The sequence below is a fragment of the Pseudomonas sp. PDM03 genome, assembly GCF_014852385.1.
GTDB lineage: Bacteria > Pseudomonadota > Gammaproteobacteria > Pseudomonadales > Pseudomonadaceae > Aquipseudomonas > Aquipseudomonas migulae.
Genome location: NZ_JACVBM010000015.1, coordinates 73341 through 97912, shown reverse-complemented (window position 1 = coordinate 97912; position 24572 = coordinate 73341). Strand labels below are relative to the sequence as shown.

Annotated in this window: 21 protein-coding genes; 16 read left to right on the top strand and 5 right to left on the bottom strand. The window is 59.3% G+C overall.

Annotation, left to right across the window (positions count from 1 at the left end; translation table 11 throughout):
* Positions 1–323: 323 nt before the first annotated feature.
* The 8 genes from puuE (at position 324) to IB254_RS20145 (ending at position 8401) form a co-directional block, all read left to right on the top strand.
* On the top strand, positions 324–1250 hold the full coding sequence (gene puuE / locus IB254_RS20180) for an allantoinase PuuE (protein ID WP_008031461.1): 927 nt from the start codon (positions 324–326) through the stop codon (positions 1248–1250).
* Positions 1247–1762: a 2-oxo-4-hydroxy-4-carboxy-5-ureidoimidazoline decarboxylase gene (gene uraD / locus IB254_RS20175; protein ID WP_192419051.1), complete on the top strand. Its 516-nt coding sequence runs from the start codon at positions 1247–1249 to the stop codon at positions 1760–1762. The genes puuE and uraD overlap by 4 nt, the downstream gene beginning before the upstream one ends.
* Positions 1763–1850: 88 nt before the next feature.
* Positions 1851–2846, top strand: coding sequence for an allantoicase (gene alc, locus IB254_RS20170; protein ID WP_008031459.1), 996 nt, complete (start codon positions 1851–1853; stop codon positions 2844–2846).
* A gap of 120 nt (positions 2847–2966) precedes the next feature.
* Positions 2967–3470, top strand: coding sequence for an ureidoglycolate lyase (locus IB254_RS20165; protein WP_007988150.1), 504 nt, complete (start codon positions 2967–2969; stop codon positions 3468–3470).
* 50 nt (positions 3471–3520) lie between these two features.
* Positions 3521–4813 carry a urate hydroxylase PuuD gene (locus IB254_RS20160; protein WP_008031457.1) on the top strand — a complete coding sequence of 431 codons (1293 nt, stop codon included), beginning with the start codon at positions 3521–3523 and terminating at the stop codon, positions 4811–4813.
* 130 nt (positions 4814–4943) lie between these two features.
* Entirely contained in the window at positions 4944–6296 is a 1353-nt protein-coding gene (locus IB254_RS20155) for a nucleobase:cation symporter-2 family protein (RefSeq protein WP_008031456.1), read from the top strand.
* Positions 6297–6454: 158 nt separating this feature from the next.
* On the top strand, positions 6455–7240 hold the full coding sequence (locus IB254_RS20150; protein ID WP_192419049.1) for an outer membrane protein OmpK: 786 nt from the start codon (positions 6455–6457) through the stop codon (positions 7238–7240).
* Between the two features lie 375 nt (positions 7241–7615).
* Positions 7616–8401, top strand: coding sequence for an outer membrane protein OmpK (locus IB254_RS20145; protein ID WP_192419047.1), 786 nt, complete (start codon positions 7616–7618; stop codon positions 8399–8401).
* Positions 8402–8448: 47 nt separating this feature from the next.
* Here IB254_RS20145 and IB254_RS20140 read toward each other — a convergent pair whose 3' ends face one another.
* The 3 genes from IB254_RS20140 to IB254_RS20130 form a co-directional block, all read right to left on the bottom strand.
* Entirely contained in the window at positions 8449–11238 is a 2790-nt protein-coding gene (locus tag IB254_RS20140) for an RHS repeat-associated core domain-containing protein (RefSeq protein WP_192419044.1), read from the bottom strand.
* Between the two features lie 73 nt (positions 11239–11311).
* A complete protein-coding gene (locus IB254_RS20135) occupies positions 11312–12481 on the bottom strand; it encodes a patatin-like phospholipase family protein (protein ID WP_192419042.1) in 1170 nt (389 codons plus the stop codon).
* 158 nt (positions 12482–12639) lie between these two features.
* Positions 12640–13572 carry a lipid A biosynthesis lauroyl acyltransferase gene (locus IB254_RS20130; RefSeq protein WP_008031451.1) on the bottom strand — a complete coding sequence of 311 codons (933 nt, stop codon included), beginning with the start codon at positions 13570–13572 and terminating at the stop codon, positions 12640–12642.
* A gap of 118 nt (positions 13573–13690) precedes the next feature.
* Here IB254_RS20130 and minC point away from each other — a divergent pair, with 118 nt between their 5' ends.
* The 7 genes from minC (at position 13691) to IB254_RS20095 (ending at position 20574) form a co-directional block, all read left to right on the top strand.
* A complete protein-coding gene (gene minC / locus IB254_RS20125; RefSeq protein ID WP_032828916.1) occupies positions 13691–14428 on the top strand; it encodes a septum site-determining protein MinC in 738 nt (245 codons plus the stop codon).
* A gap of 200 nt (positions 14429–14628) precedes the next feature.
* Entirely contained in the window at positions 14629–15441 is an 813-nt protein-coding gene (gene minD / locus IB254_RS20120; protein ID WP_008040547.1) for a septum site-determining protein MinD, read from the top strand.
* Positions 15441–15695, top strand: a complete 255-nt coding sequence (gene minE, locus IB254_RS20115; RefSeq protein WP_007944431.1) for a cell division topological specificity factor MinE — start codon at positions 15441–15443, stop codon at positions 15693–15695. The genes minD and minE overlap by 1 nt, the downstream gene beginning before the upstream one ends.
* Before the next feature lie 189 nt (positions 15696–15884).
* On the top strand, positions 15885–16520 hold the full coding sequence (locus IB254_RS20110; protein WP_008031443.1) for an RluA family pseudouridine synthase: 636 nt from the start codon (positions 15885–15887) through the stop codon (positions 16518–16520).
* Positions 16521–16730: 210 nt separating this feature from the next.
* On the top strand, positions 16731–18020 hold the full coding sequence (locus IB254_RS20105) for a M18 family aminopeptidase (protein WP_008040545.1): 1290 nt from the start codon (positions 16731–16733) through the stop codon (positions 18018–18020).
* Between the two features lie 142 nt (positions 18021–18162).
* Positions 18163–18339, top strand: a complete 177-nt coding sequence (locus IB254_RS20100; RefSeq protein ID WP_008031437.1) for a hypothetical protein — start codon at positions 18163–18165, stop codon at positions 18337–18339.
* 78 nt (positions 18340–18417) lie between these two features.
* Complete coding sequence (locus IB254_RS20095; RefSeq protein WP_192419040.1) at positions 18418–20574, top strand: mechanosensitive ion channel family protein; 2157 nt, start codon at positions 18418–18420, stop codon at positions 20572–20574.
* 221 nt (positions 20575–20795) lie between these two features.
* On the opposite strand, the gene IB254_RS20090 is transcribed toward IB254_RS20095, so the two are convergent.
* Positions 20796–22469 carry a DEAD/DEAH box helicase gene (locus IB254_RS20090; protein ID WP_008031432.1) on the bottom strand — a complete coding sequence of 558 codons (1674 nt, stop codon included), beginning with the start codon at positions 22467–22469 and terminating at the stop codon, positions 20796–20798.
* A gap of 432 nt (positions 22470–22901) precedes the next feature.
* Here IB254_RS20090 and IB254_RS20085 point away from each other — a divergent pair, with 432 nt between their 5' ends.
* Positions 22902–23693 carry a crotonase/enoyl-CoA hydratase family protein gene (locus tag IB254_RS20085; protein WP_192419037.1) on the top strand — a complete coding sequence of 264 codons (792 nt, stop codon included), beginning with the start codon at positions 22902–22904 and terminating at the stop codon, positions 23691–23693.
* Positions 23694–23809: 116 nt separating this feature from the next.
* Here the strand turns inward: IB254_RS20085 and IB254_RS20080 are convergent, their stop codons facing one another.
* Positions 23810–24565 carry a spermidine synthase gene (locus tag IB254_RS20080; RefSeq protein WP_192419035.1) on the bottom strand — a complete coding sequence of 252 codons (756 nt, stop codon included), beginning with the start codon at positions 24563–24565 and terminating at the stop codon, positions 23810–23812.
* Positions 24566–24572 lie beyond the last annotated feature (7 nt).

Genomic DNA, 24572 nt, shown 5'->3' with positions numbered 1-24572 from the left:
ATTAAGACACTTTTCATAAAAATTGTACACAATAAAAAACGACATTTTTGCAGCCAGCACCGCCATTCAAGGATTCGCAGTCAATCTGACGCCAAACCATACGAGCAGCGGACCTTCTATCCATTAGCTGACCAACTGGGCAGGTTTCTTGCAGTATCACTCCAAGATGACAGTAGATGAAAAATGCGAAAATTCAGGCTTACAAAGTGGATATAAAGTTGTATACAATCAGCCCATCGCTGTGACGCCAGCCTGTCATCCCATCGCCAGGCCGCCTCACAACCCCGACCTTGAATAAGTCACGAATAAGAAGGAAGACTGCAGTGAGCGCTGACTACCCACGCGACCTGATCGGTTACGGCAGTAACCCTCCTCACCCACACTGGCCGGGCAATGCGCGCATCGCCCTGTCTTTCGTGCTCAATTACGAAGAAGGCGGCGAGCGCAACATCCTGCACGGCGATAAAGAGTCCGAAGCCTTTCTTTCGGAAATGGTCTCGGCGCAGCCGCTGCAAGGCGCGCGCAACATGAGCATGGAATCCCTTTACGAGTATGGCAGCCGCGCCGGCGTCTGGCGGATTCTGAAACTGTTCAAGGAATTCGACATTCCGCTGACCATCTTCGCCGTGGCCATGGCCGCCCAGCGTCACCCGGACGTGATCCGCGCGATGGTCGATGCCGGTCACGAGATCTGCAGCCACGGCTATCGCTGGATCGACTACCAGTACATGGACGAAGCACAGGAACGCGAGCACATGCTCGAAGCGATCCGCGTCCTCACCGAAATCACCGGCGAACGCCCACTGGGCTGGTACACCGGCCGCACCGGCCCGAACACCCGTCGGCTGGTGATGGAAGAAGGCGGCTTTCTCTACGACTGCGACACCTACGACGACGACCTGCCCTACTGGGAACCGAACAACCCGACCGGCAAGCCGCACCTGGTGATCCCGTACACCCTGGACACCAACGACATGCGCTTCACCCAGGTCCAGGGGTTCAACAAGGGCGACGATTTCTTTGAATACCTGAAAGACGCTTTCGATGTGCTTTACGCCGAAGGTGCCGAAGCGCCGAAAATGCTCTCGATCGGTCTGCACTGCCGGCTGATCGGCCGTCCGGCGCGTCTGGCCTCGCTCAAGCGCTTTATCGAATACGCTAAAAGTCATGAACAGGTGTGGTTCAGCCGCCGCGTCGACATCGCTCGCCACTGGCACGAAACCCACCCGTACCAAGGGGCTGCCCAATGAGCACCTTTCAAACCCTGAAACCCTCGACCCTGAGCCGCGACGCGTTCGTCGCCGCTTTCGCCGACATCTACGAACATTCGCCATGGGTGGCCGAGAAGGCCTTCGGCCTGGGCCAGGACGCTTCGATCGACGAGATCGAAACCCTGCACCAGCGCATGAGCGACATCCTGTTGAGCGCTGATCACCAAAGCCAGCTGGCCCTGATCAACGCTCACCCGGACCTGGCCGGCAAAGCCGCCGTCCAGGGCCAGTTGACCGAAGCCAGCACCAATGAACAGGCTGGCGCCGGTATTCACCAATGCACGGCCGAAGAGTTTTCTCGCTTCACCGAGCTGAACGACGCCTACAAAGCCAAGTTCAAGTTTCCCTTCATCATGGCGGTAAAAGGCAGCAACCGGCATCAGATCCTCGCGGCGTTCGAAACGCGCATTCACAACCCGGCAGAAACCGAGTTCAAGTGCGCGCTGGCGGAGATCAACAAGATCGCCCTGTTCCGATTACTGACCCTATAGCGAGCCTTGCCCGAGCGACATTGGACGCAAACATCGCCCAGGGCACTGCAAGCATCCCAAGCCAACTTATTAAAGGCAGACAAGAAGAATGAAAGCTTACGCCGTACCTTTCGAGAAGTTCGTCAACCTGGCCGACGCCCGCCTGGGCACCAAAATCATTTCGGTCACCGATGACTGGTTCGCAGACGCCAACCGTCTGTTCCAACCGACCCCGGCCGTGTGGAAGGAGGGCGTGTTCGATGACAACGGCAAGTGGATGGACGGCTGGGAATCGCGTCGCAAACGCTTCGAAGGCTACGACAGCGCGGTCATCCGCCTGGGCGTGCCGGGTTCGATCAAAGGCGTAGACATCGACACTTCATTCTTCACCGGCAACTTCCCGCCGTCGGCTTCGCTGGAAGCGTGCTTCCTCGCGTCAGGCGAGCCGGACGACAACACCCAGTGGACTGAAGTGCTGTCGGCCGTCGAGCTGCAAGGCAACAGCCACCACTACCACGAAATCAGCAACGACCAGGCCTTCAGCCACCTGCGCTTCAACATCTACCCGGATGGCGGCGTGGCCCGTCTGCGTGTCTACGGCATTCCGTTCCGCGACTGGTCCGCTGTCGGCGACAACGAACAAGTGGACCTGGCCGCCGCCCTGAACGGTGGCCGCGCCCTCGCCTGCTCCGACGAACACTTTGGCCGCATGAGCAACATCCTCAACCCGGGCCGCGGCATCAACATGGGCGACGGCTGGGAAACCGCACGTCGTCGCACGCCGGGCAATGACTGGGTCATCGTCGCGCTGGGACATGCCGGCGAGATCGAAAAAGTCGTCGTCGACACCCTGCACTTCAAGGGCAACTACCCGGACACCTGCTCGATCCAGGGCGCCTTTGTGAAGGGCGGCACCGACAGCCAGATCGAAACCCAATCGCTGTTCTGGCGCGAACTGCTGCCGGCGCAGAAACTGGAAATGCACGCCGAACACACCTTCGCCGAGCAGATCAAGGCACTCGGCCCGATCACCCACATCCGCCTGAACGTGTTCCCGGATGGCGGCGTGAGCCGCCTGCGCGTCCTGGGCAAGGTCGCTAAATAAGCGCTGAACCCAATCGCCAGCAGGCTGGCTCCCACAGGGGAATGCATTCCAAATGTGGGAGCGAGCCTGCTCGCGATGGCGATAGATCTAACAACATTGAATTCGGATAAGAAGACCAGCATGCGCACACTGACGATTGAACCGCTGACCAAAGAAGCCTTCGCCCCTTTCGGTGACGTGATCGAAACCGACGGCAGCGATCACTTCATGATCAACAACGGTTCGACCATGCGCTTTCATAAACTGGCGACGGTGGAAACCGCCACGCCAGAAGACAAGGCGATCATCAGCATTTTCCGCGCCGACGCGCAGGACATGCCGCTGACCGTCAGCATGCTGGAGCGTCACCCGCTGGGCAGCCAGGCTTTCATTCCGCTTCTCGGCAACCCCTTTCTGATCGTGGTCGCGCCACTTGGCGATGAACCTGTATCAGGCTTGGTCCGCGCCTTCGTCACCAACGGCAGGCAGGGCATTAATTACCATCGCGGCGTCTGGCACCACCCGGTGCTGACGATCGAAAAGCGGGATGACTTCCTGGTGGTTGATCGCAGTGGCACAGGCAATAACTGCGATGAGCATTTTTTCAAAGAGGATGAGCGTTTGATCCTCGCCCCCCACCAATAAGAGAAGGTCTGATCACTCGACAACAGAGTGACAGGCGAGAGGTAAAGACTGTGGAAGCACATCTGTTGGAATGGCTGAACCTGAGCGTGCGCTGGGTTCACATGATTACTGGCGTGGCCTGGATCGGTGCGTCGTTCTATTTCGTCTGGCTGGAAAACAACCTCAATCGGGTCAACCCGAAAAGTGGTCTGGCCGGCGATTTGTGGGCGATCCACGGCGGCGGTATCTATCACCTGGAAAAATACAAACTGGCCCCACCGACCATGCCGGACAACCTGCACTGGTTCAAATGGGAAGCCTACTTCACCTGGATGTCGGGGATCGCGCTGCTGTGCGTGGTGTTCTACTCCAACCCGACGCTGTACCTGCTGGCACCGGGCAGCAGCCTGACCGGCCCTGAAGGTGTTGCCCTGGGCATCGCTTCTTTGTTCGTTGGCTGGTTCGTCTACTCCTTCCTCTGCGACTCGGCCCTGGGCAAACGCCCTGCCCTGCTCGGCTTCATCCTGTTCGTGCTGATCATCGGCGCGGCCTACGGCTTCAGCAAAGTGTTCAGCGGTCGTGGTGCGTACCTGCACGTCGGCGCGATCATCGGCACCATCATGGTCGGCAACGTGTTCCGCATCATCATGCCGGCGCAGCGCGCACTGGTAGCGGCGATTGCCGAGAACCGCACGCCGGATCCGGCACTGCCGGCCAAAGGCCTGCTGCGTTCACGTCACAACAACTACTTCACCTTGCCGGTGCTGTTCATCATGATCAGCAACCACTTCCCGAGCACTTATGGCAGCCAATACAACTGGCTGATCCTGGCCGGGATCGCGGTGCTGGCGGTGTTGGTGCGTCACTACTTCAACACCCGTCATGACAGCCACAAGTTTGCCTGGACCCTGCCCGTCGCAGCCGTGGGCATGATCTGCCTGGCTTACGTGACTGGCCCGGCGCAGATGCCAAGCGCACCTGAAGTGGCCAAGGCACCTGGCACCATCGAGTACCAGCCGCTGCCGGAAACCGCCCTCGGTGGTGGTGCCAAACCTGCCGCCGCGAAACCGGCTGAAGCACCGGTCCAGGCGGCAAACGCCGGCCCGGGTTTCGACAAAGTGCACAGCGTGATCCAGGAACGTTGCGCGGTATGCCATTCGGCCAAGCCGACCAGCCCGTTGTTCAGCGCAGCACCGGCCGGCGTGATGTTCGATACCCCCGAGCAGATCCGCCAGAACGCGGCGCGCATCCAGGCTCAAGCCGTCACCAGCCAGATCATGCCACTGGGCAACATCACCCAGATGACCCAGCAGGAACGTGACCTGATTGGCGCGTGGATTGTTCAGGGAGCTCCAACCAATTAACCGTTGAAAAGCTTCGCCAGCAAGCTGGCTCCTACAGGTTTTTTGTAGGAGCCGGCTTGCCGGCGATCGGCCGCAACGCGGTCACCCTGATGCACAAAATCACAAGAATAAAAAAGATCCGAGGTGTTGCATGTCCGAGCTATCCCAAGCGCGCATCCCCGACGCACCCGCCATTCAGCGTTTGCCCCTTTTGCAACTGATCCTGGTCGGTCTGCAACATGTTTTGCTGATGTACGGCGGAGCCATCGCGGTGCCGCTGATCATCGGACAGGCCGCGGGCCTGAGTCGTGAAGAAATCGCCTTCCTGATCAACGCCGACCTGCTGGTGGCCGGCATCGCCACCATCGTCCAGTCGCTGGGCATCGGCCCGATGGGCATTCGCATGCCAGTGATGATGGGCGCCAGCTTCGCCGCCGTCGGCAGCATGGTCGCCATGGCCGGCATGCCCGGTATCGGCCTGCAAGGAATCTTCGGCGCGACCATCGCCGCCGGGTTCTTCGGCATGCTCATCGCCCCGTTCATGTCCAAAGTCGTTCGGTTCTTCCCGCCGCTGGTGACCGGCACGGTCATCACCTCGATCGGTTTGTCGCTGTTCCCCGTCGCCGTCAATTGGGCGGGCGGTGGTGCCGGCGCCGCTCAATTCGGTTCACCGATTTACCTGGCCATCGCCGCACTGGTGCTGGCCACCATTCTGTTGGTCCATCGTTTCATGCGCGGTTTCTGGGTCAACATTTCCGTGCTGATCGGCATGTGCCTCGGTTACGTGATCTGCGGGTTGATCGGCATGGTCGACCTCAGCGGCATGGCCCAGGCGCCTTGGCTGCAATTCGTCACCCCGCTGCACTTCGGCATGCCGAAGTTTGAACTCGCGCCGATTCTTTCGATGTGTCTGGTGGTGGTGATCATCTTCGTCGAGTCCACCGGGATGTTCCTCGCGCTGGGCAAAATCACCGGCCAGGAAGTCTGCCCACGGATGCTGCGTCGCGGCTTGCTGTGCGATGCCGGTGCGTCGTTCTTCGCCGGTTTCTTCAACACCTTCACCCATTCCTCTTTCGCGCAGAACATCGGCCTGGTGCAGATGACCGGCGTGCGCTGCCGCTCGGTGACCATCGTTGCCGGCGGGTTGCTGATCGTGTTGAGCCTGCTGCCGAAAGCCGCGTTCCTGGTCGCCTCGATTCCGCCCGCCGTGCTTGGCGGTGCGGCGATTGCGATGTTCGGCATGGTCGCCGCCACCGGGATCAAGATTCTCCAGGAAGCCGACATCGGTGACCGTCGCAACCAATTGCTGGTGGCGGTGAGCATCGGCATGGGCCTGATCCCGGTGGTACGTCCGGAGTTCTTCGCCCATCTGCCGTTGTGGATGAGCCCGATCACCCACAGCGGCATCGCCATGGCAACGTTGAGTGCCTTGGCGCTGAACCTGCTATTCAACATCCTCGGCGGCAAGGAACGCGCCGCGATCAACGACTGCCACGCCCACTAAGACAGAAACGCACAACCCCCTGTAGGAGCCGGCTTGCTGGCGATGGCGGTGTGTCAGACGACATCAATGTTGGATGTTCTGACCTCATCGCCAGCAAGCCGGCTCCTACAGGGGTGGGACGCCTGCGCCTTGAAAATAAAAACAAGAGGGAGCAACAGATGATTCGGACACAGACAAACCTGCTGTTAGGCAGCGGTCTTCTGGCTGCCAGCCAAGCCATGGCCGGCGATTTACTGCTGTGGCAGACCAACAGCCTGAGCTATCTGTACGGCAAGGATTTCGCGATCAACCCGTCGATTCAGCAGACGATCACCTTCGAACATGCCGACCGCTGGAAGTACGGCGACAACTTCATGTTCATCGACAGCACCTACTACAACGGCGAGAAAGACCGGAACAAAGGCGTTCACGCCTATTACGGCGAATTCAGCCCGCGCCTCTCCTTCGGCAAAATCCTCGACCGCCGCTTCGAACTCGGCCCGATCAAGGACGTGTTGCTGGCCATGACCTACGAGAATGGCGAAGACGACACCGAAGCCTACCTGATCGGCCCCGGCTTCGACCTTGCAGTACCGGGCTTCAACTTTTTCACCTTGAATTTCTACTATCGCCAGACCGAAGGCTCGCGCCCCGGCGATGATGTCTGGCAGATCACACCGGCCTGGTCCTACACCGTCCCGCTGGGCAATTCGAACCTGTTGATCGACGGCTACCTCGACTGGGTCGTGGACAACGACCAGAACTCGCGCGGCACCTATCACGCCAACCTGCATTTCAACCCGCAGATCAAATACGACTTGGGCAAGGCCCTGGGCTGGCGGGAGAAACAGGTGTATGTCGGCGTCGAGTACAGCTACTGGAAAGACAAGTACAGCGTGGAAAACAACGCCCGCCTCGACACCAATGAAAACACCACCAGCCTGCTGGTGAAGGTGCACTTTTAAGATGACCCGCAACGGCGCCCCAAACCTGTCGTCGGTGCGCTGTTGCGGGGCACTTGAGACCCGGCCCTGGAGTCAGTATTCTCCGCGGCCGCCTGAATCCGCTTTAAAAAAAAGCCCGGATTTAATTCCTGACCAGAAAGCCAACTTATCCCGGCCCTGGACGGTATCAAGGCATTCCAACCCCCCTCTCAATCGACGGCTCTTGAGCCGCCGAACGGGAGTTTTTTTGCTTTTCGAAAGCCTTGGCGCAGCTCTTGCTAACAGCACTGAAGCTGACCGATTGGATGATTTTTTACCGCTACGGAAAAAGGCGCCACACCAGAGCGCCGACCTTAAAAAAACAACGTGAAACACCTACTTTTTGGGAGCAACCGAATGAAACGTACGTGCACTAGCCTGATGCTGGCGGGATCCTTGCTGGCGGGGGGCCAGGCCATGGCCGGCGACTTGCTGCAATGGCAGAACAACAGCCTGACCTACCTGTATGGCAAAGACTTCCAGGTCAACCCGCGCATTCAGCAGACCGTGACCTTCGAACACGCCGATGGCTGGAAATATGGGGATAACTTCTTCTTCGTCGACAAAATCTTCTACAACGGCGAAAAGGACTTCAACGTCGGCCCCAACACCTATTACGGTGAGTTCAGCCCGCGTATTTCCCTGGGCAAAGTCCTCGACCAGAAAATCGAATTCGGCCCGGTCAAAGACGTGTTGCTGGCCATGACGTACGAGTTTGGTGAAGGCGATACCGAGTCCTATCTGATCGGCCCGGGTTTCGACCTGGCGATTCCCGGCTTCGACTACTTCCAGCTGAACTTCTACCAGCGTCATACCGAAGGCAGCCGTGCGGGCGACAACGTTTGGCAGATCACGCCAGTGTGGTCCTACACCATCCCGGTCGGCGATTCGAACATCCTGATCGATGGTTTCATGGACTGGGTAGTCGATAACGACTCCAACTCCAAAGGCGACTACCACGCCAACCTGCACTTCAACCCGCAGGTTAAATATGACCTGGGTAAAGCGCTGAATGTTGGCGAGAAGCAGTTGTATGTGGGTGTGGAGTATGACTATTGGTCGGACAAGTACGGGATTAAGGATAGCCAGTACTTCAAGACTGATCAGAGCACGACGAGCTTTTTGGTGAAGTTTCATTTTTAACGAAAAGCACTTCCCAACCTGCTGATCAGGCAGGTTGGGACTCACTATTAAATTGAAGCTCGGCGACCCGGCTTTATCCTATGCCAGCCTCCACTAACAGCAATCCCTGGGTGAACGCCGCGCTCGAAAAGGCGGGACACCTCCCCCTTGTCGTCAACAAGCCCACCAACTCGAACCGTAGGCACTCGGTATGAAAACATATGCTCTGGAATAATCAATTTCATATCGCGAACAGGATCCTGAATCAACCCCGGCCCAGTCCAGTAAAGTGTATCTTCACGACGCCAAAACTTATGACCTCTTTTCTTAGTCCAGCTTTCTTCATCATACTTCCTATACTTGGCAATCATCGTTTGCAGAAACTCAAGCCCTAACGAAGATCCAGGAGTTGCTGCTATTGTTGAATTTGTGACCCACTGCCTTGCTGTTACGTAGGCCAAAAAGCCTTTTGGAGCCTGCAAAGGTTTGGTATCAGAGAGAACAGCAACATCGACATCCATGTATAAACCGCCATGTACGTATGTGACGGTCAATCTCAAAATATCACTCGCAGCGGCCAGGTTCCTATAAGGACCCTCAAGCTCACGACGAAACAACTCTTCAACTTTATTAGTTTCGGTGAATATTTTTGCGAGATCCTGAAACAACTCCCCCGGCTGTTTTAAAGACAATTCACGCCCATAGCGACGCGCCAGCGCGCGATGTATTGGGTCATCACCATCCTCCATTGCAGACAAAGTATTCAGAATATGAGAAGGCTTATCGACCCATACATTCATTTGATACTCAGGGTTGTGCATTTTGAACGTCAACACATTACTGAGAAATACTGGGTTGATATTCCCTCCACCCCAAAAAAAATGAGCAGTGGTCGGCACTGCATTCCGGCCTTCCGCGTCTACCCAGTTGATCGGATTATTGAACAATATGATGAACATATTGAGACCATCGACAAATCCTGCCGGATCCGGGTTCACCCACCGCTGCAACCACGGTGCGAAATACCGATAGCCGTAACAATAAAGCCCCGTCGCATCCCGCTCCTTACCCGAGTAACGAATCGTTTTGTACCTGGCTTCGATCTCGCTGACACCCGCCCACAACGCCGTCCCACCAAACGCGTAATAAACCTCCCGACTCAGAACTCTGCCCTGCTCATCCAACTCCAGGGTGCTGGAGTTCAAATGATTGCTCAGGCAAAAACGCAGTTGATCGTTACGAACATCACGAGGCAATCCAGCGACCCAGTGCAAGGCGCGGACCTGACCGCGCCCAGCCTCGATACTGACGACATGCCGCTCCTCTCCATTGGCCTTGTCACGGTGGATTTCCAAACCCGGCAAGTAGCGCGTTTCAGAACGCAATGTGCGATGCGCTGCCTGAGTCCGTCGGGCTTTTCGCAAGCGATGCCCAGGACGGTCATAGCAGTACCATTCAGTATCGCCAGGGCCGTCGTCGCGCTTGACCATCGTTACGCTGCAGAGCTGGTTCCGTACATTCCAACTCATCTTTTGCCCGCGCAGTAACTCCAACTGATTACCGTTGGCGTCGAAGCCGTCGACCAAGTTGCCTTGATCCGCAACGCTACGATTGCTGTCCGTAGTCGTAAACATCTCGAAGGTTTCTGCACCGCTGTGATGGCGGGTTTGCAGGTTACCGGCGGCGTCGTAATTAAAGGTCTGGGTGTAGTTGCGCAACTGGTTGGGGTCCAGCGGTGTGGTTTGCCAGGCGGGCAAAGCCGGGCCGTAACTGGGTTGACTGACTTCGCTGCCGGTGGCTTTGATCAGTTGGTAAAGACTGTCATAGCCATAGCAGCAGTTCGGATCGATCCGCTGATTATTGAAGTGCCGCGTCGGTTGAGCCTGGTCTTCGATGCAAGTGATATTGCCGACGGGATCATAACCGTAGCTAAAACCCTGAAGCGGCTTGCCATCGACATCGCAGGACTGCAATTGCAGGAGGCGCCCGTCTTCACCTGCGTAACGGGCTGTGGTGATGACGCCATTGCCAGCCCGTTCGCTGATGTTCCTGCCGAAAGCGTCGTAGCGGATTTCACTGACCAGCAAACGCGGCTCTCCTGAAGAACCGGCCAGCTTCAATCGGGCTTCACATAGCTGACCGGCCCGGTCGTAAGCGAACGATCTGACGTTATCCATGGCGTCAGTCTGACGATGCATTTCTCCTACAGGGCCGTACTGCCACGTCGTCTCGAACACCTCGTCTTCCAGTTCCGCCTCGGCGAATTCAGATGACCAGTCCGGCAGCTCCAGATCGCGCAGGAAACGCGTCTGTTCCGCCAGCAGCGATCCACCCACACCATATTCACACAGGCTGCGCCTGCCGGCCGGATGGTCGTGGCGGATCGGTTGACCACACTGGTTATGGGCCGCCCGCTCGTCACTGGCATCGCCATACGTAAAGCGCTCGGAAACACGCGGCAACTCTTGCGCCATCTGCTCCGTAACGGCTATCGGACGCTGGAGCTCATCAAATTCGCTGTGACGCTGACCGCCGCGACCGTCCCAGAACGAGCAGGCCGCATCCGCCTGATTCATTAAGCTGAGCTGCCAACCGGCATCGACGCTGTCCACCCGCAGAGCCCGGCCTTGCAGATCAAAGGTGTTTTCAAGATTGGGTTTCGGCGCCGTTCCCCACAGGCGTGGGTCCCAGGACGCAAAAAGCCGTCCGGCAGGATCGAAGTGGTTACGGGTGATGCGGGTATCTATCGATGGGCTCAGCGGATGACGACAATAGACGACATTTCGCACAATCAACCCACGCGAATCCACCACCGACAGACTCGGTGTGTGAGCATCAATCCATTGCGCGGGCGCCATGTTCGAACCCTCTGCCTGAGGGTTTTAATCTGATCGAATAAATACTTGAACGTCTACTGTCACAAATGACAGTTCAAGCGGGTTCCGGCACTGAAAGCCCAAGAAACCGACACAGCTCTTCGCGTTTGGCCAACGCATCGCGCCGCCCCAGATCTATCAACTCGCTGCAATACCCCGCCTCGAACAGCAGATAACTCAACACCCCCGCCCCACTGGTCTTGGTCGCACCCGGCCCGCGCAAAAACAGACGCAGCGCTGCCGGCAGTTCCTGGCGATGTCGCGCAGCGATCTCATCAATCGGCTGGCTCGGCGAAATCACCAACACCTCCACCGGCGCTACGCCGAGCGTGCGGGTCGGTGTGCCGGCGGGCATCAGATGGCTGAACTGATTCAAGCGCTGGAGCAGTTCGATGTCACTTTCCAGGCTGTCAATGAACGTACTGTTGAGCATGTGCCCACCGATCTGCGCGAGCGTCGGCTGCTGCCCGGTGTAGGCCCGTTGCAGCGGTCGCTCCGGGTCGACACCGCGCGGGTTGCCGCTGACGCCCACCACCAGCACGCGGCTGGCACCCAGGTGCAGGGCCGGGCTGATCGGTGCCGATTGGCGCACCGCGCCGTCACCGAAATATTCCTCGCCGATTTTTACCGGGGCGAACAGCAGCGGGATGGCGGAGCTGGCGAGCAAGTGCTCGACGGTCAACTGCGCAGGAACGCCGATGCGCCGATGGCGCAACCAGGCGTCGATGGTGCCGCCGCCCTGATAGAAGGTGACCGCCTGACCCGATTCGTAACCGAACGCGGTGACCGCCACGGCCTTCAACTGCTTCTGCGCGATGGCTTCGGCGATGCCGGTCATGTGCAATTTGTCGTTGAGCAACCGGCGCAGCGGCGAGCTGTTGAGCAGGGCTACCGGCACCTGAGCGCCGATGCCGAGCAGACTGTGGCTGACAAACCGGCTGGCCTGACGGATCACGCCGGGCCAGTCGCTGCGCAATACCAGATGGCTACGGAACCCTTGCCAGAAAGCGGTCAGGCGTTCGATGGCAGTGCGAAAGTCCATCGCCCCACTGGCGAGGCTGACCGCATTGATCGCCCCGGCCGAGGTGCCGACGATCACCGGAAACGGATTGTTTGCCCCCACCGGCAGCAATTCGGCAATCGCTGCCAGCACGCCGACCTGATAGGCCGCCCGAGCCCCGCCGCCGGAAAGAATCAACCCTGTAACCGGTTCGCCTGGACTCATCCACAACTCTCCATGGTGCTCGTTGGAATTTTCCATTTCCCTGTAGGAGCGAGACCGGCTTGCCGGCAATGGTCGTCAACGATGACGTTGGCTGCCTGACACTCCGCGACGCTCTCGGGTTTTTCGCGAGCAGGCTCGCTCCTACAGGGATTGGGGGTTCAACCGCGTTTTGCGTACAACTTGGGTTCGCCCGGCGGACGACTCTTGAAGCGGCGATGGGCCCAGAGGTATTGCTCCGGGCAGTCGCGCAAGACGCCTTCGATCCATTGGTTGATCCGCAGGCAATCGGCCTCTTCGGTCTCGCCGGGGAAACCTTCGAGCGGCGCATGGATCACCAAGCGATAACCGCTGCCGTCCGCCAGACGCTCTTGCGTGAACGGCACCACCAGCGCCTTGCCCAGCCGCGCAAACTTGCTGGTGGCTGTGACGGTCGCGGCCTGAATCCCGAACAGCGGCACGAAGATACTTTGCTTGGCGCCGTAGTCCTGATCCGGTGCGTACCAGATCGCCCGGCCGGCCCGCAGCAGTTTGAGCATACCGCGCACGTCTTCACGCTCCACGGCCAGCGAGTCGAGGTTGTGTCGCTCACGGCCATTGCGCTGGATGTAATCGAACAGCGGGTTCTTGTGCTCGCGGTACATGCCGTCGATGGTGTGTTGCTGACCGAGCAGCGCCGCGCCGATTTCCAGCGTGGTGAAATGCACGGCCATCAGAATCACGCCTTTACCTTCGCGCTGGGCCTTTTTCAGGTGCTCCAGCCCTTCGACATGCGCCAACCTGGCCAGGCGCTCCCGCGACCACCACCAGCTCATGGCCATTTCAAAGAATGCGATGCCGGTGGAGGCAAAGTTTTCCTTGAGCAGGCGCTTGCGCTCGGCAGCGGATTTTTCCGGGAAGCACAGCTCCAGGTTGCGCTTGGCAATGCGCCGTCGGTCGCCCGCCGCGCGATACATCAATGCACCGAGGGCACGACCAATAAACAGCAGCGCCGGGTAAGGCAACTGAACGATCAGCCACAACAGCCCCAAGCCGCACCACAGCGGCCAGAAACGCGGCATCAGAAATGTTTTTTGAAAACGCGGGCGATCCATTAAAGGTTCCGGAAAGACAATGGCCGCGCATTCTACATCGTTCGACCCGGCTTGCGGCTCGCGAGCGTTCTCGTTATAAGTCTCGGCACTTTTAGTGACAAGCCGTTGTATGCCGACCATGAGCCAAATCGAACCGCAAGACCAGGATCCCGTGTTCCAGTTGAAGGGCAGCATGCTCGCCATTACCGTGCTGGAGCTGGCCCGCAACGACCTCGAAAGCCTTGATCGGCAATTGGCCGCCAAGGTCGCCCAGGCGCCCGGCTTTTTCAGCAACGCGCCGCTGGTACTGGCGCTGGACAAGCTTCCGGCCAGCGAAGGTGCGGTCGATCTGCCAGGCTTGATGCGCGTCTGCCGCCAGCACGGCCTGCGCACCCTGGCGATCCGTGCCAGTCGCATCGAAGACATCGCCGCCGCCATCGCGGTCGACCTGCCGGTGCTGCCGCCGTCCGGCGCCCGCGAGCGTCCACTGGACCCGCTTGAAGGCACCGTGGCGAAGAAACCGGAAAAACCCGCTGAACCGACGATCAAACCGACGAAAATCATCACCTCGCCGGTACGCGGCGGCCAGCAGATTTATGCCCAGGGTTGCGACCTCGTCGTGATCTCCTCGGTCAGCCCGGGGGCGGAACTTCTCGCCGACGGCAACATCCATGTATACGGGCCGATGCGCGGTCGTGTATTGGCCGGGGTCAAAGGCGACACGAAAGCCAGGATTTTCTGTCAGCAAATGAGCGCTGAACTGGTCTCCATCGCCGGCCACTACAAGGTTTCGGAAGATCTGCGTCGCGACCCTTTGTGGGGCGCGGGTGTACAGGTCAGCCTGTCGGGCGATGTGTTGAACATCATTCGGCTTTAACGGATACTGCCGCATTTTCCAAGCATCTCTAAAACGTAGCGAAAACGGCTCAAACGAAGTAGGAAAAAGGCCTAAAGCAGTGTTTACCGGGGGTAAGCGCGGTTCATGACCGGATTCCAGCCAAGCTGTCCGACTGCAGTCGTTTTTCCAGAGATGTTTTTCAGGGGCTAAATGTCCTTTTTCCTTAGGGGTGAAACACCTTGGCCAAGATTCTCGTGGTTACATCCGGCAAGGGTGGTGTGGGTAAGACCACCACCAGTGCTGCTATCGGTACCGGCCTCGCACTGCGCGGTCACAAAACAGTTATCGTCGACTTCGACGTCGGCTTGCGTAACCTCGACCTGATCATGGGTTGCGAGCGTCGCGTCGTGTATGACTTCGTCAACGTGGTTAACGGCGAAGCCAACCTGCAACAGGCCCTGATCAAAGACAAACGCCTGGAAAACCTCTACGTACTGGCCGCCAGTCAGACCCGCGACAAAGACGCGCTGACCGTCGAAGGCGTGGAAAAAGTCCTGATGGCGTTGAAGGAAGACTTCGAATTCGTGGTCTGCGACTCCCCGGCCGGCATCGAGAAAGGTGCTCACCTGGCCATGTACTTCGCCGATGAAGCGATCGTCGTGACCAACCCGGAAGTCTCCTCGGTTCGTGACTCGGACCGCATGCTGGGCCTGCTGGCCAGCAAATCGCGTCGCGCTGAAAACGGCGAAGACCCGATCAAGGAACACTTGCTGTTGACCCGTTACAACCCGCAACGCGTCAGCGATGGCGAGATGCTCGGCGTTGAAGACGTCAAGGAAATTCTCGCTGTGACCCTGCTGGGTGTGATCCCTGAGTCCCAAGCGGTACTCAAGGCATCCAACTCCGGCGTGCCGGTGATTCTCGACGATCAAAGCGACGCCGGTCAGGCGTACAGCGATGCGGTCGAACGCCTGCTGGGCAAAACCGTGGAGCATCGGTTTCTCGATGTGACGAAGAAAGGATTCTTTGAGCGTCTGTTTGGAGGCCGGTAATGAACATTTTTGACTTCTTTCGTGCTAACAAGAAGCCAAGTACCGCCTCGGTAGCGAAAGAGCGTCTACAGATCATCGTGGCGCATGAACGCGGCCAACGCAGTACGCCGGATTACTTGCCAGCCTTGCAGAAAGAGCTGGTCGAAGTCATCCGCAAGTACGTCAATATCGGGTCCGATGACGTGCATGTCGCCCTGGAAAACCAGGGTAGCTGCTCGATTCTGGAACTCAATATCACCCTGCCGGATCGCTGAGTCGGTCCGTCGGGAGCCACGGCGGCTCGATTATTTGGGTGCCCTCGTGTGTAGGAGCCGGCTTGCTGGCGATGCAGGCAACGCGGACTAACTGATTCACCGCGTTGATGCTATCGCCAGCAAGCCGGCTCCTACATGAGGGTACGCAAGTGATCGAGTCGCCGTTGGCGTTTGTTACGAGGCTGTTTAATGCCGCTGTCCAACGTCCACATCATCCATCAGGACGCCGCCGTACTGGTGGTGAATAAACCGACCCTGTTGCTTTCCGTCCCTGGCCGGGCCGATGACAACAAGGATTGCCTGATCACCCGCCTGCAAGAAAACGGCTACCCCGAAGCCCGCATCGTCCATCGCCTGGACTGGGAAACCTCCGGCATCATTCTGCTGGCCCGTGACCCGGACACCCATCGCGAATTGTCTCGGCAATTTCACGACCGTGAAACCGAAAAGGCCTACACCGCACTGTGCTGGGGCCAGCCGGAACTGGACAGCGGCAGCATCGACCTGCCCCTGCGCTACGACCCGCCGACCAAGCCGCGCCATGTGGTGGATTTCGAGTTCGGCAAAAACGCCCTGACATTCTGGCGCGTGCTGGAACGATGCGGCGATTGGTGCCGCGTTGAACTGACGCCAATCACCGGCCGCTCCCATCAGTTGCGCGTGCACATGCTCTCCATCGGCCACCCGCTGCTGGGTGACGGGCTCTATGCCCACGAACAGGCGCTGGCCGCCTGGCCACGGCTGTGCCTGCACGCGAGCATGCTCAGCTTCACTCATCCGCAGACCGGTGAACGCCTGCGCTTCGAGTGCCCGGCACCGTTTTAGCGGTGGATTCGCAAATTGTAGGAGCCGGCTTGCTGGCGATGGCGGCGTGTCATTCAACATAAATGTCGACAGACACGCCGCCATCGCCAGCAAGCCGGCTCCTACAGGGTAATCTCCTCCAGCCTCAATCTGCGGCGCACCGCAACAGCAGCCACCGCCAATTCTCCAGCCAATACGGTAAACTTGCGCCATTGCTGTCTGGAGCTACTTATGCGCGAAGAGTTGAACCAAGGCCTGATCGATTTCCTCAAGGCCTCCCCTACCCCGTTTCATGCCACCGCCAGCCTTGTTCAGCGCCTGGAAGCGGCGGGTTATCAGCGTCTCGACGAACGCGAGCCCTGGACCACCGAAGCCAACGGCCGCTACTACGTCACCCGTAACGACTCTTCGATTGTCGCCGTCAAAATGGGCCGTCACTCTCCCCTGCACGGCGGCATCCGCCTGGTCGGCGCCCATACCGACAGCCCGTGCCTGCGGGTAAAACCCCAGCCGGAACTGCAACGCCAGGGTTTCTGGCAACTGGGTGTCGAAGTGTATGGCGGCGCGCTGCTGGCTCCGTGGTTCGACCGCGATCTGTCCCTGGCGGGCCGCGTGACCTTCCGCCGCGACGGCAAGGTCGAGAGCCAGCTGATCGACTTCAAGACGCCGATTGCGATCATTCCAAACCTGGCCATTCACCTCAATCGTGAAGCCAACATGGGCTGGGCGATCAACGCCCAGACCGAATTGCCGCCGATCCTCGCGCAGTTCGCCGGTGACGAGCGCGTGGACTTCCGCGCCGTGCTCACCAATCAACTTGCTCTCGAGCATGGCCTGAACGCCGACGTGGTGCTCGACTACGAGTTGAGCTTCTACGACACCCAGAGCGCTGCGGTCATCGGCCTGCATGGCGACTTCATCGCCGGTGCGCGCCTCGACAACCTGCTGTCCTGCTACGCCGGCCTGCAAGCGTTGCTGACAGCCGAAACCGACGAAACCTGCGTGCTGGTCGCCAATGACCACGAAGAAGTCGGCTCCTGCTCGGCCTGTGGCGCTGACGGCCCGATGCTGGAGCAGACGCTGCGCCGCTTGTTGCCCGAAGGTGATGAATTCGTACGCACCATTCAGAAATCCCTGCTGGTCTCGGCCGACAATGCCCACGGCGTACACCCCAACTACGCCGACAAGCACGACGCCAACCACGGCCCGAAACTCAACGCCGGCCCGGTGATCAAGGTCAACAGCAACCAGCGTTACGCCACCAACAGCGAAACCGCCGGGTTCTTCCGCCATCTGTGCATGGCAGAAGAAGTGCCGGTGCAAAGCTTCGTGGTGCGCAGCGACATGGGCTGCGGCTCGACCATCGGCCCGATCACCGCCAGCCACCTGGGCGTGCGCACCGTGGACATCGGTCTGCCGACATTCGCCATGCACTCGATCCGCGAGCTGTGCGGCAGTCATGATCTGGCGCACCTGGTGAAAGTGCTGAGCGCGTTTTACGCCAGCCAAGAGCTTCCGTAGAACCTTGTAGGAGCCGGCTTGCTGGCGATCCAGGCGACGCGGTGTAACTGACGCACGCGCTGATCCTATCGCCAGCAAGCCGGCTCCTACACGTGTTAAAACCGCTAGACTTTAAATACCCCTTCCGACAAGGCAGTCGCTCATGATCTCGATGTCTTCATTCCATGCCATGCTGATCCCGATTCTTGCCGGGATGATCCTGCTGGCCATCGGCTTCAACTTCCGCGACAAGAATGCCGGCGTGTTCGCGATGTGGATCGGCATGCTGACCATCCTCGCTACCGTCGTCTTCAAGATCCTCGCCAAACTCAACGAATAAATCCTCGCCCTCGGCTCGCATTGATTTTGGCGGGCTCGTACACTCGGTCGATCTGCTCTTTTCAAGGTTGACCGCCTAGTGTTCGCTCGTCTTTTTGCCCTGCCCAGCCTTTTCCTCGTCTGCCTGATGGCGCTGCTGCCGGTCATGCCGGCCCAGGCCGTCGGTTTACCGAGCTTGCTCAACAGCTCGGCGAAAACCCAGCCCGAGGCACAAGAACCCCTCGGGCAATCCCTCGACGAAGTCATCAAGTCACTGGAGAACGATCAGCAACGCAGCAAATTGCTGGTCGACCTGAAGAAGCTGCGCGACGCCACCAAAAAAGCCCAACCGGCTGCCGAAGAAGGCGTGTTGGGCCTGATTGGCGGCACGCTGGCCAATTTTGAAAAACAATTCTCCGGCGCTGACAGCCCGCTCACACGCTGGTCCGACGAGTTTGATCTGGCCAAGGAAGAACTGGCGGGGTTGGTGTTGCCGGCCAATGAATGGCTGCCGATCATCTTTGGCTTCGCCATGATTCTGATGGTCTGGAGCCTGCTGGCCGCCGCGCTGATCTGGCTCGGCCACCGGGTACGGATGCGCTTTGGCCTGACCGAAGAATTACCGCAGCATCCCAAGGCCCTCGACATGCTGCGCTTTGCCCTGCGCAAACTCGGCCCTTGGCTGATCGCTCTGGTAATGACCGTCTACATGACCTACGCCCTGCCCTCGTCATTGGGTAAAAGCCTGGCGATGGTGCTGGCCTATGCGCTGGTGGTCGGCACGTGTTTTTCGGCGATCTGCGTGATCGCCTTTTCCTTGCTCGACGGACCGCACCGCCACCGCGCCTTGTACATCCTGCGGCATCAGGCCTTTCGGCCGTTGTGGCTGATCGGCAGTTTTGCCGCGTTCGGCGAAGCCTTGAACGACCCGCGACTGGTCGCCAGCCTCGGCAGCCATTTGGCGCACACCGCCGCCACCATCGCCAACGTGCTGGCCGCGCTGTCTACCGGACTGTTCATCCTGCGCTTCCGACGTCCCATCGCCCACTTGATCCGCAACCAACCGCTGTCACGGCGCCTGACCCGCCGCGCACTCAGCGACACCATCGAGATTCTCGGCACTTTCTGGTACATGCCAGCGCTGGTGCTGGTGGCGATTTCGCTGTTCGCCACCTTCGTTTCCGCCGGCGACACCAGCACCGCGTTGCGCCAATCGCTGATCTGCACCGTGCTGCTGGTGTTGTGCATGGTCATCAACGGGCTGGTGCGCCGGCATGCACTGAAACCGCAACGGGGCGTGAAGCGTCATGCACTGTATTCCGAACGCCTGAAAAGCTTCTTCTATACCCTCGCCCACTTGCTGGTGTGGCTGGCGTTCATCGAACTTGGCCTGCGGGTCTGGGGCATGTCGCTGATTGCGTTCACCGAAGGCGAAGGCCATGAAGTCAGCGTCAAACTGTTCAGCCTCGGCGGCACGCTGATTTTTGCCTGGCTGATCTGGATCCTCAGCGACACCGCCGTACACCACGCCCTCACCCGCTCGCGCAAAGGCCTGGCCAATGCGCGTGCGCAGACGATGATGCCGCTGATCCGCAACGTGCTGTTCGTGGCGATTTTCATCGTTGCGCTGATCGTCGCCCTGGCGAACATGGGCATGAACGTCACGCCACTGCTGGCCGGTGCCGGCGTGATCGGCCTGGCCATCGGTTTCGGCGCACAATCGTTGGTCGCGGACCTGATCACCGGGCTGTTCATCATCATCGAGGACTCCCTGGCCATCGACGACTACGTGGATGTTGGCGGCCACCTCGGCACTGTCGAGGGCCTGACCATCCGTACCGTGCGCCTGCGGGACATCGACGGCATCGTCCACACCATCCCGTTCAGTGAAATCAAAAGCATCAAAAACTATTCACGGGAATTCGGCTACGCGATCTTTCGCGTGGCGATCCCCTCGAACATGGACATCGATAACGCGATCAAACTGATGCGCGACGTCGGCCAGAAGATGCGCGCCGATCCACTGCAACGACGCAACATCTGGTCACCGCTGGAGATTCAAGGGGTCGAGAGTTTCGAATCAGGCAACGCGATTCTGCGGGCCCGCTTCAAGACCGCGCCGATCAAGCAGTGGGAAGTTTCCCGGGCGTTCAATCTGTCCTTGAAACGACACCTGGATGAAGCAGGGCTCGATCTGGCGACACCGCGCATGAGTGTGCAAGTGGTCACGGCGGGTGGCGGTCCAGCATCAGATTAAACCCAGCCCCCTGTAGGAGCCGGCTTGCTGGCGATGGGCGTGAACGATTACGTGTGCGGTCTGAATGTACGCGGTGCCTGTGCGTTTATCGCCAGCAAGCCGGCTCCTACAGGGATCGCAGCTAAACGTGAAATCGGCGGTATTCAACAAATCGCAGGCATAAAAAAATCCCCGAACCAGTCGGGGATTTTTTATGTTCGATCAATCAGCCCGGGGGCGGATCAATCTTCGCGATAGCGACGCAGCTTCAACTGCTTACCGGCAACGCGAGTGTCCTTCAGCTTGGTCAGCAGACGCTCCAGACCATCTTCCGGCAGCTCGACGAGGCTGAAGCTGTCACGCACCTGGATGCGACCGATCGCTTCACGCGCCAGACCACCTTCGTTGAGGATGGCGCCCAGCAGGTTTTTCGCCGCGATACCGTCACGCGCGCCCAGCGCGGTACGGCAACGGGCACGACCTTCGGCCAATGGAACCGGAGCACGACGCTCACGATCACCACGGTCCGGACGATCACCGGTGCGCTCTGGACGATCGCCACGCGGTGCGTTGTTCGGCACCAGTGGACGTTCTTTCTCGATTGCAGCCAGGGTCAGCGCCTGAGCGTTGGTGGCCTTGCGCAGCAGGGCAGCAGCCAGTGCACGCGGCGTGCAACCGATATCGGCGGTCAGGCGATCCAGCAGATCACCGTGAGTCGATTCGGCATCGCCAACCAGCGGCGACAGGCTGTTGGTCAGTTTCTTGATGCGGGCATCGAGAACAGCCTGAGCGTCCGGCAGGCGAACTTCGGCAACTTTCTGACCGGTTACACGCTCGATCACTTGCAGCATGCGGCGCTCACGCGGAGTCACCAGCAGCAGTGCACGACCTTCGCGACCGGCACGGCCAGTACGGCCGATACGGTGAACGTAGGATTCCGGATCGTACGGCATGTCAACGTTGAACACGTGAGTGATGCGCGGAACGTCCAGGCCACGAGCGGCAACGTCGGTCGCCACAACGATGTCCAGACGGCCATCCTTGAGGGAGTCGATCACGCGCTCACGCTGGTTCTGGGCAATGTCACCGTTCAGCGCAGCGGCTTTGTAGCCTTTGGCTTCCAGGGCGCTGGCCAGGTCCAGGGTCGCTTGCTTGGTGCGCACGAACATGATCAGGGCGTCGAAGTCTTCGACTTCCAGCAGGCTCAATACAGCCGAGGTCTTCTGGTCAGCGTGAACCAACAGGTGAGCCTGTTCGATCGCGGTAACGGTCTGAGTCTTGGTCTGGATCTTCACATGCTGCGGATCACGCAGGTGACGCTCGGCGATCGCACGGATCGACTGCGGTAGGGTAGCCGAGAACAATACGGTCTGACGGGTTGGAGGCAGTGCCTTGAAGATGACTTCGAGGTCGTCCATGAAACCCAGTTTGAGCATTTCGTCGGCTTCGTCGAGAACCAGGTGGTTCACGGTCGACAGGACTTTTTCGTCGCGACGCAGGTGGTCGCACAGACGGCCCGGAGTGGCGACAACGATCTGTGCGCCATTACGGATTGCTTTCAGTTGTGGACCCATAGGGGCGCCGCCGTAAACGGCCACAACGGTAACGCCTGGCATTTGCTTGGCGTAGGTTTCGAAAGCGGTTGCTACTTGCAGCGCCAACTCACGGGTTGGCGCCAGGATCAGGGCTTGCGGCTCGCGCTTGGCAGGATCGATGCAATGCAGGATAGGCAGGGCGAACGCAGCGGTTTTACCCGTACCGGTTTGCGCCTGACCAATCATGTCCTGGCCGGCCATGATGATCGGGATCGATTGCTGCTGAATAGCCGAAGGCTCTTCGTAGCCAGTCGCAATGACGGCTGCAAGGATATTCGGATTAAGATTAAAAGCGGCGAAGCCGCCGGTTTCCTGGGTCATGGGTCTGCCTCTAAGTGCATCCGCAAAGACCCATGCTCCAAAGCTGCGCATGCCGTGTAAGACTCAAGAGTCGCCCTGGCTGCTTTGTCGGCGGGGATTTGCGAAAACGAATGAATGAAAAAGATTCGTCAAGGGAGAGTCCGCTGTGCGGACGTGCAGCCGAAGCTGACTTCGGGGAATTGCGCTACCTAAACGCGGCCCGGTTAAAGGCCGGCGCGCACTATACCGGAATTCGCCCAAAAAGGGAGCATTATTTGTCGGAAAACTGACGGATACACCGTTGTGTCACAGGCTTTGCGGATAATCGTGCGACGGTCTATTTTTCAAAGGCCCGGCCCTGCTGGGGATGGCGCTAAAACGGTTCACCGTTGTGACTCGGACCTGCGGCCTCGCCTACCCCTTCAAACCCCTTCCCGTCCGAGGAATTGTTCGATGAATCAACCTGTTACCAGCCGTGTGACCTGCGAAAGGCGCGACCATGTCCTGTTGATCGGCCTGGATCGGGTGGCCAAGCGCAATGCCTTCGACCTCGACCTGCTCAACGCACTCAGTCTGGCCTACGGTGAGTTCGAGGCTGACAGCGAAGCGCGGGTGGCGGTGGTGTTCGGCCATGGCGAGCATTTCACCGCCGGGCTTGATCTGGTCAGCGCCAGTTCGGCCCTGGCCGAGGGCTGGCAGGCGCCGCCCGGCGGTTGCGATCCGTGGGGCGTGTTCGCGGGCCCGCGAGTCAGCAAACCGGTGATCGTCGCCGCGCAAGGTTATTGCCTGACCATCGGTATCGAGCTGATGCTCGCCGCCGACATCAACCTCTGCGCCAGTAACACCCGGTTTGCCCAGAAAGAAGTACAGCGCGGGATTTTCCCGTTCGGCGGGGCCACATTGCGCCTGCATCAAGTCGCCGGTTGGGGCAATGCGATGCGCTGGCTGCTGACCGGGGATGAATTCGATGCGCATGACGCGTTGCATCTGGGTTTGGTGCAGGAAGTCATGGCCAGCGAGGATTTGCTGCCCCGGGCGATCGAGCTGGCGGAGCGGATTGCCCGGCAGGCGCCGCTGGGGGTACAGGCGACGTTGATGTCGGCGCGGCAGGCGCGTTATGAGGGCGAAACAGCAGCGGCGCTGGGGTTGCCGCCGCTGGTGAAGAAGTTGTTGGCGAGTGAGGATGCGAAGGAAGGCGTGCGGTCGATGGTTGAGAAGCGGCCGGGCATTTTCAAAGGGGTTTGAGATTTGTGTCGCCTTTTACGGCCCCATCGCCGGCAAGCCGGTCTCACTCCCACATTTGGAATGCGTCCCCCTGTGGGAGTGAGCCTGCTCGCGATGAGGCCCTTACAGACGACACATCAGGTCGCGGGGCGAATCGCCTTGATCAACGACTGCAACGAATACCCCAACCGTGGCGCCAGCCCTTCGGCCCGCGCAACCAACCCATCCATATCCAGCACCTGATCCAGCTCCGACGGCACGAGCAGAATCACGTTGCCCTCCTTCACCGGCAGTTCCCAGTAATGCCGGTGATAGAGCCCACGCAACAACGCCGCGCCCAACGGTTTGCCATCGTCGGTGGCCCACTGGTTGATCACCAGCCAGCCGCCCGGATTCAGGCGTTTCTGACAGTTTTCCAGAAAACTCCAGGCCAGATGCCCGACACCCGGCCCGACATCGGTATAAAGGTCGACAAAAATCAGGTCGGCCGGCTCGGCGGTATCAAGCAGTTCCAGCGCATCGCCGACACGGATGTACAGCCGCGGATCGTCATCCAGCCCCAGGTATTCGATGGCCAGGCGCGGCACGTCGGGCCGCAACTCGATGGCTTCGACATCTTCCAGCGGCAAGAACTTCAGGCAAGCCTGGGTCAGCGTGCCGGCACCGAGGCCGAGGAACAGCGCGCTTTCCGGTTGCTCGTGGCACAACGCGCCGATCAGCATGGCACGGGTGTAATCGTATTCGAGCCAGCTCGGGTCGGCGGTGAACACGCAGCTCTGTTCGATGGCATCACCGAACTCGAGAAAACGGTAATCGGCCACTTCCAGCACGCGAATCACGCCGAACTCGTCCTGCACCTCGGCGAGCAGATGCTCGACGCGCTCCTCAGTCATTTCGTCT